The 13,852-nt window shown below is 60.2% G+C and carries 13 protein-coding genes; 8 read left to right on the top strand and 5 right to left on the bottom strand.

All coding sequences use genetic code 11. The features are described from left to right. Positions 1–13: 13 nt before the first annotated feature. From fhuC to fhuB, 3 genes are read left to right on the top strand one after another with little or no spacing between them, the layout of a single operon-like run. Positions 14–811, top strand: coding sequence for a Fe3+-hydroxamate ABC transporter ATP-binding protein FhuC (gene fhuC / locus KHQ23_RS03425; protein WP_004145876.1), 798 nt, complete (start codon positions 14–16; stop codon positions 809–811). Continuing rightward, a complete protein-coding gene (gene fhuD / locus KHQ23_RS03420) occupies positions 811–1,701 on the top strand; it encodes a Fe(3+)-hydroxamate ABC transporter substrate-binding protein FhuD (protein ID WP_004147133.1) in 891 nt (296 codons plus the stop codon). Before fhuC ends, fhuD begins: the two co-directional genes overlap by 1 nt. Further along, positions 1,698–3,680, top strand: a complete 1,983-nt coding sequence (gene fhuB, locus KHQ23_RS03415) for a Fe(3+)-hydroxamate ABC transporter permease FhuB (RefSeq protein ID WP_021441223.1) — start codon at positions 1,698–1,700, stop codon at positions 3,678–3,680. The genes fhuD and fhuB overlap by 4 nt, the downstream gene beginning before the upstream one ends. Here the strand turns inward: fhuB and KHQ23_RS26460 are convergent. Next, positions 3,677–3,808 (bottom strand): hypothetical protein, encoded by a 132-nt coding sequence (locus tag KHQ23_RS26460; RefSeq protein WP_020324422.1) that lies wholly within the window; start codon positions 3,806–3,808, stop codon positions 3,677–3,679. The two genes, fhuB and KHQ23_RS26460, sit on opposite strands and share 4 nt — an antisense overlap. Positions 3,809–3,817: 9 nt before the next feature. Next, positions 3,818–5,098, bottom strand: coding sequence for a glutamate-1-semialdehyde 2,1-aminomutase (gene hemL / locus KHQ23_RS03410; protein ID WP_002889272.1), 1,281 nt, complete (start codon positions 5,096–5,098; stop codon positions 3,818–3,820). Positions 5,099–5,278: 180 nt separating this feature from the next. Between hemL and clcA the strand changes: the two genes are divergently transcribed. Together clcA and erpA are read left to right on the top strand one after the other, a co-directional pair. Further along, positions 5,279–6,697 (top strand): H(+)/Cl(-) exchange transporter ClcA, encoded by a 1,419-nt coding sequence (clcA, locus tag KHQ23_RS03405; RefSeq protein WP_077273817.1) that lies wholly within the window; start codon positions 5,279–5,281, stop codon positions 6,695–6,697. A gap of 81 nt (positions 6,698–6,778) precedes the next feature. Next, entirely contained in the window at positions 6,779–7,123 is a 345-nt protein-coding gene (erpA, locus tag KHQ23_RS03400) for an iron-sulfur cluster insertion protein ErpA (RefSeq protein ID WP_002889275.1), read from the top strand. Between the two features lie 71 nt (positions 7,124–7,194). Here the strand turns inward: erpA and KHQ23_RS03395 are convergent, their stop codons facing one another. Genes KHQ23_RS03395 through mtnN form a run of 3 tightly spaced genes read right to left on the bottom strand, consistent with a single transcriptional unit; the run spans position 7,195 to position 9,346 of the window. Then, on the bottom strand, positions 7,195–7,818 hold the full coding sequence (locus tag KHQ23_RS03395) for a TRIC cation channel family protein (RefSeq protein ID WP_002889277.1): 624 nt from the start codon (positions 7,816–7,818) through the stop codon (positions 7,195–7,197). 36 nt (positions 7,819–7,854) lie between these two features. Further along, entirely contained in the window at positions 7,855–8,655 is an 801-nt protein-coding gene (gene btuF, locus KHQ23_RS03390; RefSeq protein WP_211776921.1) for a vitamin B12 ABC transporter substrate-binding protein BtuF, read from the bottom strand. Further along, complete coding sequence (gene mtnN, locus KHQ23_RS03385; RefSeq protein ID WP_002889282.1) at positions 8,648–9,346, bottom strand: 5'-methylthioadenosine/S-adenosylhomocysteine nucleosidase; 699 nt, start codon at positions 9,344–9,346, stop codon at positions 8,648–8,650. The genes btuF and mtnN overlap by 8 nt, the downstream gene beginning before the upstream one ends. Before the next feature lie 83 nt (positions 9,347–9,429). Between mtnN and dgt the strand changes: the two genes are divergently transcribed. The 3 genes from dgt to cdaR all read left to right on the top strand — a co-directional run bounded on the left by dgt (position 9,430) and on the right by cdaR (position 13,836). Continuing rightward, entirely contained in the window at positions 9,430–10,944 is a 1,515-nt protein-coding gene (gene dgt / locus KHQ23_RS03380) for a dGTPase (protein ID WP_004145871.1), read from the top strand. A gap of 134 nt (positions 10,945–11,078) precedes the next feature. Further along, entirely contained in the window at positions 11,079–12,512 is a 1,434-nt protein-coding gene (gene degP, locus KHQ23_RS03375) for a serine endoprotease DegP (protein WP_004145870.1), read from the top strand. A gap of 166 nt (positions 12,513–12,678) precedes the next feature. Continuing rightward, a complete protein-coding gene (gene cdaR, locus KHQ23_RS03370; protein ID WP_002889289.1) occupies positions 12,679–13,836 on the top strand; it encodes a DNA-binding transcriptional regulator CdaR in 1,158 nt (385 codons plus the stop codon). Positions 13,837–13,852 lie beyond the last annotated feature (16 nt).

Below are 13,852 nucleotides of genomic sequence, written 5' to 3'. Positions count from 1 at the left end.
TCAGGTTATCGCTATGCAGGAACAGACTCCGCACGCAGAAACCACCTTCGCGCTGGATCGCGTCACTTTCCGTGTGCCTGGCCGCACATTGCTCCATCCGCTCTCGCTCACCTTCCCGTCCGGAAAAGTCACAGGCCTGATCGGCCATAATGGCTCAGGCAAGTCGACGTTACTGAAAATGCTTGGCCGTCATCAGCCGCCCTCCGCAGGCGAAGTGCTGCTGGACGGGCAGCCGCTGGAGAGCTGGGGCAGCAAAGCCTTTGCCCGCAAAGTGGCCTATCTGCCGCAGCAGCTGCCGCCGGCCGAAGGTATGACGGTGCGCGAGCTGGTGGCGATCGGCCGCTATCCATGGCACGGCGCGCTGGGTCGCTTTGGCGCAGCGGACCGTGAGAAAGTAGAAGAGGCGATTGCGCTGGTGGGGCTGAAGCCGCTCGCTCATCGTCTGGTGGACAGCCTCTCCGGCGGTGAACGCCAGCGGGCGTGGATCGCCATGCTGGTGGCGCAGGACAGTCGCTGCCTGCTGCTCGATGAACCCACCTCGGCGCTGGATATTGCTCATCAAGTCGATGTTCTGGCGCTGGTGCATCGTCTCAGCCAGCAGCGCGGCCTGACGGTGATCGCCGTCCTGCACGATATTAATATGGCGGCCCGCTATTGCGACTATCTGGTGGCCCTGCGCGGCGGAGAAATGATTGCTCAGGGGACGCCGGCGGAACTGATGCGCAGCGACACTCTGGAACAGATCTACGGCATCCCGATGGGGATCCTGCCACACCCGGCCGGTGCGGCGCCGGTAAGCTTTGTCTATTGATGATGAACCCAACTCTGATAACCCGACGCCGCCTGCTGATCGCGATGGCGCTCTCGCCGCTGCTGTGGCAGATGCGCGGCGCGCAGGCGGCCGACGTCGACCCGCAGCGCGTGGTCGCCCTGGAGTGGCTGCCCGCGGAGCTGCTGCTGGCGCTCGGCGTGACGCCCTATGGCGTGGCCGATATTCCCAACTATCGCTTGTGGGTGAACGAACCCGCGCTGCCCGACTCGGTGATCGATGTTGGTCTGCGTACCGAACCCAACCTTGAACTGCTGACGCAGATGAAACCGTCGTTTATCGTCTGGTCGGCGGGCTACGGCCCGTCGCCGGAGAAGCTGGCGCGTATCGCGCCCGGCCGCGGTTTCACCTTCAGCGACGGCAAACGGCCGCTGGCGATGGCCCAGCGTTCGCTACTGGAAATGGCCGATCTGCTGGGCAAAACGCAGCAGGCGAAGCGCCATCTGGCGGAGTTCGACGCGCTGATGGAAAGCCTGCGTCCGCGTTTTGCCGGGCGCGGCGATCGTCCGCTGCTGATGATCTCTCTGCTCGATCCCCGGCACGTGCTGGTGTTTGGCGAAAACTGCCTGTTCCAGGAGGTGCTTGATCGCTTTGGTATTAAAAACGCCTGGCACGGCGAAGCGGCATTCTGGGGAAGCGTTAGCGTTGGCATCGACAGGCTGGCGGCATTTAACGAAGCCGATGTCATCTGTTTCGACCATGGCAATGAGCGAGATATGGCTCAACTGCTGGCGACGCCGCTATGGCAGGCGATGCCCTTCGTGCGCGCGGGCCGCTTCCAGCGCGTTCCGGCGGTCTGGTTCTACGGCGCGACGCTGTCAGCGATGCATTTTGCCCGCGTGCTGGCTGATGCCCAGGGGAGTCCGGCATGAATACGCGTCTCTCGCCGTTAGCTATTATCCTGCTGGCCGGGCTGCTGGGCGTCGCCTTCGCGCTGAGCATCGTCAACCTCAATGTCGCCTTGCCCTATGCGCAGTGGCGGCAGGCGCTGTGGCAGCCGGATGTCGATGATATCGCCCAAATGCTGTTTCATTACAGTTTGTTACCGAGGCTGGCTGTTGCGCTGCTGGTGGGCGCCGGGCTGGGACTGGTTGGCGTCCTGTTCCAGCAGGTGCTGCGTAATCCGCTGGCGGAACCGACCACCCTTGGCGTCGCCACCGGCGCGCAGCTGGGGATAACGGTCACCACGTTATGGGCTATTCCCGGCGTGCTGGCGTCGCAATTCGCCGCGCTGGCCGGGGCCTGTCTGGTGGGCGCGCTGGTGTTTGGCGTCTCGTGGGGCAAGCGCCTGTCGCCGGTAACGCTGATCCTGGCGGGGCTGGTGGTCAGCCTTTACTGTGGCGCGCTTAACCAGCTGATGGTGATTTTCCATCACGACCAGCTGCAAAGCATGTTCCTGTGGAGCACCGGGACGCTGACGCAGACCGACTGGAGCGTGGCGCAGCGCCTGTGGCCGCAGCTGCTTGGCGGGGCAATACTCACCTTGCTGCTGCTGCGGCCGCTGACCCTGATGGGGCTCGATGACGGGGTGGCGCGTAACCTCGGGCTGGCGCTGTCCCTGGCGCGCCTCGGCGCCCTGACGCTGGCGATCGTCATCAGCGCGCTGCTGGTGAACGCGGTAGGGATTATCGGCTTTATCGGCCTGTTCGCGCCGCTGCTGGCGAAAATGCTTGGCGCCCGTCGGCTGCTGGCGCGGCTGCTGCTGGCGGCGCTGATCGGCGCGCTGCTCCTGTGGCTTTCCGATCAGGTGATCCTCTGGCTGAGCCGGGTATGGCGGGAAGTCTCCACTGGCTCGGTCACCGCCCTGATTGGCGCGCCGCTGCTGCTGTGGCTGCTGCCGCGGTTGCGCAGCATCAGCGCCCCGGTGATGAACGGCGGCGATAATGTGCAGCCTGAGCGCTATTATGTGCAATGGTTTGTTCTCGCAGGCGTCGCGTTGCTGCTGCTGGCGGTGAGCGTGGCGCTGGCCTTTGGTCGCGATGCCCACGGCTGGCTGTGGGCCCACGGCGATCTGCTGGAGCAACTGCTGCCCTGGCGCTGGCCGCGGGTGCTGTCGGCGCTGTTCGCCGGGGTCATGCTGGCGGTCGCCGGCTGTATTATCCAGCGCCTGACCGGCAACCCGATGGCCAGCCCGGAAGTGCTGGGCATCAGCTCCGGCGCGGCTTTTGGCGTGGTGCTGATGCTGTTCTTCGTGCCTGGCGACGCCTTTGGCTGGCTGCTGCCGGCCGGCAGCCTTGGCGCGGCGGCCACCTTGCTGATCATTATGCTTGCCGCCGGGCGCGGCGGCTTCTCGCCGCATCGGATGCTGCTGGCGGGGATGGCGCTGAGCACCGCCTTCACTATGCTGCTGATGATGCTGCAGGCCAGCGGCGATCCGCGTATGGCGCAGATCCTGACGTGGATCTCGGGGTCGACATATAGCGCGACGCCGGAGAGGGTGGTGCGTAGCGGCGCGGTAATGCTGGCGCTGCTGGCGCTGGCGCCGCTCTGTCGTCGCTGGTTAACCATCCTGCCGCTGGGCGGGGAGGCGGCGCGAGCGGTGGGCATGGCGCTGACGTCATCGCGGATTGTTCTGCTGCTGCTGGCGGCCTGCCTGACGGCGGCGGCGACGCTGACCATCGGCCCGCTGAGCTTTGTCGGGCTGATGGCGCCGCATATCGCGCGGATGATGGGCTTCCGGCGAACCCTACCGCATATGGTGATTTCAGGGCTGACTGGCGGGCTGCTGCTGGTCTTCGCCGACTGGTGCGGACGGATGATGATGTTCCCGTATCAGATCCCGGCGGGGCTACTGTCGACCTTTATCGGCGCGCCTTACTTTATTTATTTGCTGAGAAAGCAGAGTCGCTAACGGTCCTGGATGGCTTCAACATCCCCGGTGGCGCTATCGCTTACCGGGGCTACAGCGCTGTGCGATTTGGTAGCCCCGGATAAGGCGCAATGCGCCTCCTCCGGGAAAATCCCTGCGCCACCAGGCATTCAAGCACCTTACAGCTTGGCAAATACCCGACGCGCGGCGTCGATGGTGTTGTCGATATCTTCTTCGCTGTGGGCCACGGACATAAAGCCGGCCTCAAACGCTGACGGCGCCAGGTACACGCCTTCCTCCAGCATCAGATGGAAGAAGCGCTTGAAGCGTTCAACGTCGCACTTCACCACGTCCTGATAGCAGGTGACGGTTTCGGCATCGGTAAAGAAGATGCCGAACATGCCGCCGACGTTATTGACCACCAGCGGGATCCCGGCGTCACGCGCCGCATCCAGCAGGCCTTGCGCCAGCTGGTTAGTCAGTTCAGTCAGGGTTTCATGGACCCCCGGCTGCGCCACTTCGTTCAGGCAGGCGAAGCCAGCCGCCATGGCGATCGGGTTGCCGGAGAGGGTGCCCGCCTGATAGACCGGACCGGTGGGCGCCAGAGCGTCCATCACCTCACGGCGGCCGCCGAAGGCGCCTACCGGCATCCCGCCGCCGATGATTTTCCCCAGACAGGTCAGATCCGGCTCCACGCCGTAGTAAGCCTGAGCGCCTGCCAGCGCCACGCGGAAGCCGGTCATCACTTCGTCGATAATCAGCAGGGCGCCAAATTCGTCGCACAGGGCGCGCAGGCCCGGCAGGAATTCCGGCTGCGGCGGAATGCAGTTCATATTTCCGGCCACCGGCTCGACGATGATGCAGGCGATCTCCTGCGGATACTGCTCGAACGCCGCGCGCACCGAGGCGAGGTCATTATAAGTGCAGGTCAGGGTATGTTTGGCGAAATCGGCCGGGACGCCCGGCGAGTTCGGCTGGCCGAGGGTCAACGCGCCGGAACCGGCTTTCACCAGCAGGCAGTCGGCATGGCCGTGGTAGCAGCCTTCGAACTTAATGATTTTGTCGCGCCCGGTGAAGCCGCGCGCCAGGCGAATGGCGCTCATGGTGGCTTCGGTACCGGAGTTCACCATCCGCACCATATCCATGGTCGGCACCAGCTCGGTCACCAGGGCCGCCATTTTCACTTCCATTTCGGTCGGCGCGCCAAAGCTCAGGCCGCGGGATGCCGCCTCGATCACCGCATTGCGGATAGCCGGGTGGTTGTGGCCCAGCACCATCGGACCCCAGGAACCGACATAATCGATATAGGCTTTCCCATCCACGTCATAGAGGTAAGCGCCATCCGCGCGTTCGATAAACAGCGGTGTGCCGCCGACGCCGGTGAAAGCGCGCACCGGCGAGTTAACGCCGCCGGGGATCAGTTCGCGCGCAGCGTGGTACAGATTTTCAGATTTGCTCATGGCCAGGGTCCTGGTTCGTGAAAAATGTTTTATCGGCTATTCTAAGTTATTCCAGGATGGTTATGAAAGTTTTGCCCAATTGAAACAATGTGCCGCAAGGGCATTTTTTTGACGACGCAGCGCGCCGGGGCGGCTAAAATGCCGCTCTCTTCATTTGTATTACCAATAATTGATAACGGCATGAAAGCAGAAACTCCCTCTTTTGAAGCACATCAGTTTGTGCGGGTGCGTCGCGGCGATGCGGTGCGCCGTCTGATTCAACGCGATAAAACGCCGCTGGCGGTGCTGTTTATGGCGGCAGTGGTCGGCACGCTGGCGGGGCTGGTGGGCGTCGCCTTTGAAAAGAGCGTGAACTGGGTGCAGAACCAGCGGATCGGCGCGCTGGCGCAGGTGGCGGACCACTGGTATCTGGTCTGGCCGCTGGCGTTTATCCTGTCGGCGCTGCTGGCGATGGTCGGCTATTTTCTGGTGCGTCGCTTTGCGCCGGAGGCCAGCGGCTCCGGGATTCCGGAAATTGAGGGCGCGCTGGAGGAGCTGCGGCCGGTGCGCTGGTGGCGCGTGCTGCCGGTGAAATTCGTTGGCGGCATGGGGACCCTTGGCGCCGGGATGGTGCTGGGTCGTGAAGGACCGATGGTACAGCTTGGCGGCAACATTGGGCGCATGGTGCTGGACGTTTTCCGCATGCGCAGTCCGGAAGCGCGGCATACGCTGTTGGCGACCGGTGCGGCGTCGGGGCTTTCGGCGGCCTTTAATGCGCCGCTGGCCGGTATTCTGTTTATCATCGAAGAGATGCGCCCGCAGTTCCGCTACAACCTGATCTCCATTAAAGCGGTGTTTACCGGCGTGATCATGTCGAGCATTGTGTTTCGCATTTTCAACGGCGAAGCGGCGATCATTGAGGTGGGTAAACTAAGCAACGCCCCGGTAAATACCCTATGGCTGTATCTGGTGCTGGGCATGCTGTTTGGCTGCTTTGGCCCGCTGTTTAATTTTCTGGTGCTGCGCACTCAGGATCTGTTCCAGCGCATCCACGGCGGCAACATCAAAAAATGGGTGTTGATTGGCGGATTAATCGGCGGGCTCTGCGGTCTGCTGGGGCTGATGCAGCCCTCCGCGGTGGGCGGTGGCTTTAACTTGATCCCTATCGCCGCTGCCGGTAACTTCTCCGTCGGACTGCTGCTGTTTATCTTTATTGCCCGCGTGGTGACCACGCTGATCTGCTTCTCTTCCGGCGCGCCAGGGGGCATTTTCGCGCCTATGTTGGCGCTCGGCACGCTGCTGGGCACGGCGTTCGGCATGGCGGCTATTCCGCTGTTTCCGGCCTACCATCTCGATGCCGGCACCTTCGCGATTGCCGGCATGGGGGCGCTGCTCGCCGCCTCGGTGCGTGCGCCGCTGACCGGGATCGTGCTGGTGCTGGAGATGACCGATAACTATCAGCTCATTTTGCCAATGATTATTACCTGCCTTGGCGCAACACTACTGGCGCAATTCCTCGGCGGTAAGCCTTTGTATTCGACCATTCTGCAGCGTACTCTGGCGAAGCAGGAAGCCGAGCAGGCGGCAAAAGCGCAGCAGGCTCCCCGGGAGAATACTTGAACGATTTACCAGGGTATTAGATAATGGCTCAAAAGGTCCGGTTATTCTTTAACCGGCCGGAAGTATCAATGGGAGCAGAAAATGAGTGATGACGTAGCGTTGCCGCTGGAGTTTACCGAAGCCGCAGCCAATAAAGTAAAACACCTGATTGCGGATGAAGATAATCCGAACCTGAAACTGCGCGTGTATATCACCGGCGGCGGTTGCAGCGGTTTCCAGTATGGCTTCACCTTTGACGATCAGGTGAACGAAGGGGATATGACCATTGAGAAACAGGGCGTCGGCCTGGTGGTTGACCCGATGAGCCTGCAGTATCTGGTCGGCGGCTCGGTCGACTATACCGAAGGGCTGGAAGGTTCGCGCTTTATCGTGACCAATCCGAACGCGAAAAGCACCTGCGGCTGCGGCTCCTCGTTCAGCGTTTAAAGCGAGTTCTCCCCCAGCGGGAGGGAGCAAACCCTAAAAACGGTAACCTTAAGGTTACCGTTTTGCTTTTATTACCGACCGTTATCGTCCAGGGCAAACGTCGGCAGCTTCAGATGCCAGCGAATAGCCGCCAGACGAATTACCAGGGTGACCACCATCCCCATCATTGCCGAATTCTCCAGCGGGAGATGAAAGGTGTCGTGTGCCGTGGCGTGGACAATACCGCCGACGATACAGGCGGTGGCGTAGATTTCGGTACGCAGAATCATAGGAATTTCCCGCGCCAGCACGTCGCGAATAATCCCGCCGCCGACGCCGGTCACCACCCCCATGCACACCGCGACCAGCGGGCCGCTGCCAGCGAGAAAAGCTTTATTGACGCCAATGCCGACAAACACCGCCAGACCGACGGCATCAAGAACGGGCAGGATCCATTTCGGCAGCCGGCGAGGCTGGCGGACCAGCAGGATGGTCAGCATGCTGGTGACCATCGCCACCACCAGATCGGTGGGATCTTTGACCCAGAATACCGGGCCATTCGCCAGCGCCATGTCGCGGATGGTCCCGCCGCCTACCGCCGTCACTACCCCTAACACCAGCACGCCGAATGGGTCCATACGCAGTTTTCCGGCCAGCAGTACGCCGGAGATCGCGAAGACAGCTGTGCCAATAATATCCAGCCAATAGACAAGCATCGTTGATTCCCACTGAACATCCGGTGTGCCGGATGGTTATTTTACCTGGTCAAGCGCCGCACAAAGTTGTTTGGCGGCGAGGATAATACGTGCGCCGGCGCGTTCAAACCAGTCGCTGTGTAACGCAATCAACGAAATGGTGAGCTGATGTTGCCAAAAGCGCTGCGCTTCGGCAATGCGGCTGGCATCCCCGGTGACCACGATCGCCTGCGGCTGGCGGGCCAGCACCTGTTCGCGGCTCACCTGCGGCCAGGGAACGCGGCTGGTGGCGAAGATATTCTCGCCGCCGCAAAGCCTTAGCACCTGATCCTGAATCGAACCGGGGCCGCTGGTGAACAGCGGTGCGGAGCCGAACTGCAGGAAGACGCGTTTCTTCGGCGCGTTGGCATAGCGCGCTTTCAACGCATCGTATTCCTGCTGCATCGCCTGCGCCGCCTGCTGTGCTTTTTCCGGCTGCGGGCTCCACTGCGCCAGCTCACGCAGGGTAGCGATGATCTCTTCTATGGTCGAGGTCTGTACCCACAGGACATGAATACCCAGAGACTGCAGCTGGTTAACCTGGCGTTCGGCATTGCCCCCGCGCCAGGCCAGCACCACGTCTGGCTTGAGCGCCACGATGCGTTCCAGGTTCATTCCCTGCCAGCTGGCAACCTGTTCGATCGTTTTGGCCTGCGAAGGATAATCGGAATAGCTGCTGACGCCGACCGGCGTGATCCCGGCGGCAAAGGCCAGTTCGGTATTGGCGGGGGAGAGGGTGATCACCCGCGGCGCGGCCAGAAGCCACGCCGGGGCGAGTAACAGCAGCGCGGCAAGCGCGAAGGATAGCGACTTAGCCACGTGCCAGGTTCTGTACCAGATTCTCCACCATCAGGGTGGACTGTCTGGCGGCGACCGCAAGGAACTCCTCAAAGCTGAGGTGGGACTGCTGGTCGGCCACGTCGGAGATAGCGCGAACCACCACGAAGGGAACCTTAAAGTTATGGCAGACGTGGGCGATGGCGGTCGCTTCCATTTCCACGGCGATCGCCTGCGGGAAATTATGGCGGATCTTCGCCAGACCGACAGAGCCGTTAATGAAGGCATCCCCGCTAACGATGAGGCCGCGAACGGCGTTGAGATCTAACGCTTTAATGCAGCTCTCTGCGGCGGCCACCAGTTTTTCATCCGCCTTAAAACCCGCCGGGCAGCCAGGGAGCTGGCCGTATTCATAGCCGAAGGCGGTGACGTCGGCGTCGTGGTAGCGCGCTTCATCGGAGACGACGATATCGCCGACCTTCAGCGTCGACGCCAGGCCGCCGGCAGAACCGGTATTAATGATCACGTCAGGCTGGCAGCGCTCCAGCAGCAGGGTCGCGCCCATCGCCGCCGCTACTTTTCCGATACCAGACTTCAGCAGAGCGACGTCAACGCCGTGAAGTTGGCCGGTATAGATTTCGCTTCCGCCAATGGTGATGGTCTGGCGGTTTTCGATTTTGTCGCGCAGAAGGGTAACTTCCTCTTCCATAGCGCCAATAATGCCAATTTTCATAGATTTACTCGCGATGTGTCAGGTTTAGTTGCATAGTCTATCATGCGCTTAAGGGGAAGCGTATTGCTCGCGCGGGAGAGGCTATGGCAAAGATTGATTTTCGCAACAAGATAAACTGGCGTCGACGCTTCCGTTCGCCGCCGCGGGTGGAGACGGAGCGCGACATCCTGCGGATCTTTGAAAGCGATCGGGGACGGATCGTCAACTCGCCGGCAATCCGCCGCCTGCAGCAAAAAACTCAGGTCTTCCCGCTCGAGCGCAACGCGGCGGTGCGCACTCGCCTGACCCACTCGCTGGAGGTGCAGCAGGTGGGGCGCTATATCGCCAAAGAGGTGCTGAGCCGGCTGAAAGAGCTGAGGCTGCTGGAAGAGTATGGCCTGGAAGAGCTGACCGGGCCATTCGAGAGCGTGGTGGAGATGGCCTGCCTGATGCACGATATCGGCAATCCCCCGTTTGGCCATTTTGGCGAAGCGGCGATTAACGACTGGTTCCGTCAGCGCCTGGCGCCCGGCGATGCGCTCGGGCAGCCGCTGACCGACGATCGCTGCGAAGTGCAGGCCTTACGACTGCATGACGGAGAGACATCGCTTAATGCGCTGCGCCGTAAAGTGCGCCAGGATCTCTGCAGCTTTGAGGGCAACGCGCAGGGCATTCGTCTGGTCCATACGCTAATGCGTATGAACCTGACCTGGGCGCAGGTGGGATGTATCCTGAAATATACTCGTCCGGCGTGGTGGTCTGAGGAGACACCGGCCAGCCACAGTTATTTAATGAAGAAACCTGGCTATTATTTAGCCGAAGAAGAGTATGTCGCGCGTTTGCGTAAAGAACTGGATCTCGCGCCTTACAATCGGTTTCCATTAACCTGGATTATGGAGGCTGCGGATGACATCTCATATTGCGTCGCGGATCTCGAGGACGCGGTGGAAAAACGTATTTTTAGCGCAGAACAGCTCTATCAGCATCTTTACGACGCCTGGGGCAGTCATGAAAAAGGCTCGTTATTTTCGCAGGTAGTAGAAAATGCCTGGGAGAAATCGCGAGCCAATTATCTGAAGCAGAGCGCGGAAGATCAGTTTTTTATGTATTTGCGGGTGAATACGCTGAATAAGCTGGTGCCCTACGCGGCGCGCCGATTTATTGACAACCTACCGGCAATCTTCACAGGGGACTTTAATCATGCGTTGCTGGAGGACGACAGCGATTGCAGTCAGCTACTGGAGCTCTATAAAAATGTGGCGATGAAACAGGTCTTTAGCCATCCGGATGTTGAGCAGCTGGAATTGCAGGGCTACCGGGTGATCAGCGGCCTGTTGGATATCTATCAGCCGCTGCTGAAATTATCGCTGGAGGATTTCAGCGAATTAGTAGCGCAGGAGCGGGTACGACGTTTACCCATTGCCTCCCGGCTGTATCAGAAACTTTCGACCCGTCACCGGCTTGCCTATGTTGAAGCGGTAAATAAACTGGCGCGTACGGCGCCCGAATTTGCGCTGATGGAATACTATTATCGCTGCCGTCTGATTCAGGACTATATCAGCGGGATGACGGATTTGTATGCGTGGGATGAATATCGGCGACTCATGGCGGTGGAATAGGCTGGAGTTTTGTAAAGATGGACAATAAATTTTTACTTTTTCCAGAAACTTAATTCCGGAACTTAGCGTTATAAAATGACTCTGATAGTCACGTACACAGCAACTTTCGTTACCTGATATTGAGATTGAAACTGATGAAAAAAACCACGTTAGCAATGAGTGCACTGGCTCTGAGTTTAGGTCTGGCGTTGTCCCCGCTCTCTGCGAGCGCGGCAGAAACGGCATCTTCGGCCACTAATGCACAGCAGATGCCAAGCCTGGCCCCGATGCTGGAGAAGGTGATGCCGTCGGTGGTGAGCATTAACGTTGAAGGTAGCACCACCGTTAATACCCCACGGATGCCACGTAACTTCCAGCAGTTCTTTGGCGATAATTCGCCGTTCTGCCAGGATGGGTCTCCTTTCCAGAGTTCGCCGTTTTGCCAGGGCGGCGGACAGGGCGGTCAGCCTGACGGCGGCCAGCAGCAGAAATTTATGGCGCTGGGCTCCGGCGTCATCATTGATGCCGCCAAAGGGTATGTGGTGACCAACAACCACGTCGTGGACAACGCCACCACGATTAAGGTTCAGCTGAGCGATGGCCGTAAGTTTGATGCCAAAGTCGTCGGCAAAGATCCGCGCTCTGATATCGCGCTGATTCAGATTCAGGATCCAAAAAATCTGACGGCGATTAAGCTTGCCGACTCCGATGCGCTGCGCGTCGGTGATTACACCGTGGCTATCGGCAACCCGTTCGGTCTGGGCGAAACCGTGACCTCCGGGATTGTCTCCGCGCTGGGCCGTAGCGGCCTCAACGTGGAAAACTACGAAAACTTTATCCAGACCGATGCGGCGATTAACCGCGGGAACTCCGGCGGTGCGCTGGTGAACCTCAACGGCGAGCTGATCGGTATCAACACCGCCATTCTGGCGCCGGACGGCGGCAACATCGGTATCGGTTTTGCTATCCCGAGCAACATGGTGAAAAACCTGACCGAGCAGATGGTGAAATATGGCCAGGTGAAACGCGGTGAGCTCGGCATTATGGGCACCGAACTGAACTCTGAGCTGGCGAAAGCGATGAAAGTCGATGCCCAGCGCGGGGCCTTCGTCAGCCAGGTAATGCCAGGTTCGGCGGCCGCGAAAGCGGGCATTAAAGCCGGCGATGTTATCACCTCCCTCAACGGGAAAGCGATCAGCAGCTTCGCCGCGCTGCGTGCCCAGGTCGGCACCATGCCTATCGGCAGCAAAGTTGAGCTTGGTCTGCTGCGCGACGGCAAACCGGTGACCGTGACCGTCGAACTGCAGCAGAGCAACCAGACCCAGGTTGACTCCAGCACTATCTTCAACGGGATTGAAGGGGCGGAAATGAGCAATAAGGGTCAGGATAAGGGCGTGGTGGTCAATAATGTGAAAGCCGGTACCCCGGCGGCACAGATTGGCCTCAAGAAAGGCGACGTCATCGTCGGGGCGAATCAGCAGCCGGTGAAAAACATCGCCGATCTGCGGAAAATCTTCGACGCCAAACCGTCCGTACTGGCGCTGAACATTCAGCGCGGCGACGCCTCTATCTATCTGCTGTTGCAGTAACCGCCAGCACTCGCTTCCCAGCCCCTTCCCTCGCCGAGGGCAGGGGCTTTTTTCGTTCTGTGACCGCCCCCACAACTCCACATATCTCACCCCGGCTTAGTGCAAATGCACAATGCAGCGCGACGATGACTCTTTTATGCTGGTGCCCAGCAAAGGGGAGGACTACATGGCTGGCTGGCATCTTGATACCAAAATGGCGCAGGATATTGTGGCGCGGACCATGCGCATCATCGATACCAATATCAACGTGATGGATGCCCGCGGGCGGATCATCGGCAGCGGCGATCGGGAAAGGATTGGTGAATTGCACGAAGGCGCGCTGCTGGTCCTCTCCCAGGGGCGGGTGGTGGATATCGACGACGCGGTCGCTCGCCATCTGCACGGGGTTCGCCAGGGGATTAACCTGCCGCTGCGCCTGGAAGGGGAGATCGTCGGGGTGATCGGCCTGACCGGCGAGCCGGAGTCGCTGCGAAAATATGGCGAGCTGGTGTGCATGACAGCAGAGATGATGCTGGAGCAGTCGCGGCTGATGCATCTCCTGGCCCAGGACAGCCGTCTGCGCGAAGAGCTGGTGATGAACCTGATTCAGGCGGAAGAGCATACCCCGGCGCTGAACGAATGGGCTCAGCGTTTAGGCATCGATCTCAATCAGCCGCGCGTGGTGGCGATGATTGAGGTAGACAGCGGTCAGCTCGGCGTGGACAGCGCGATGGCGGAACTGCAACAGTTACAGAACGCGCTGACCACCCCCGATCGCAATAATCTGGTGGCCATTGTCTCGCTCACGGAAATGGTGGTGCTGAAACCGGCGCTGAACAGCTTTGGCCGCTGGGACGCTGACGATCACGTCCGGCGCGTCGAGCAGCTTATCGCCAGGATGAAAGAGAATGGCCAGCTGCGCTTTCGCGTGGCGCTGGGCAACTTCTTCACCGGCCCAGGAAGTATCGCCCGCTCTTACCGTACCGCACGGACGACGATGATGGTTGGCAAGCAGCGGATGCCGGAGAGCCGCAGTTATTTCTATCAGGATCTGATGCTGCCGGTGCTGCTCGACAGCCTGCGCGGCGGCTGGCAGGCCAATGAGCTGGCCCGTCCGCTGGCGCGTTTGAAGGCCATGGACAACAACGGGCTGCTGCGGCGGACGCTGCAGGCGTGGTTTCGCCATAACGTGCAGCCGCTGGCGACGTCAAAGGCGCTGTTTATTCATCGCAATACGCTGGAGTACCGGTTGAACCGTATCTCGGAGCTGACCGGCCTGGATCTCGGTAGCTTTGACGACAGGCTGCTGCTGTATATCGCGCTGCAGCTGGACGAACAACGCTAAGACGTGGAGGCAAAAA

It is taken from the genome of Klebsiella sp. 64 (genome assembly GCF_018223915.1).
Lineage (GTDB): Bacteria > Pseudomonadota > Gammaproteobacteria > Enterobacterales > Enterobacteriaceae > Klebsiella > Klebsiella pneumoniae.
The sequence above is the reverse complement of the archived record's forward strand: the minus strand, read 5'-3'. Positions and strand labels throughout refer to the sequence as shown.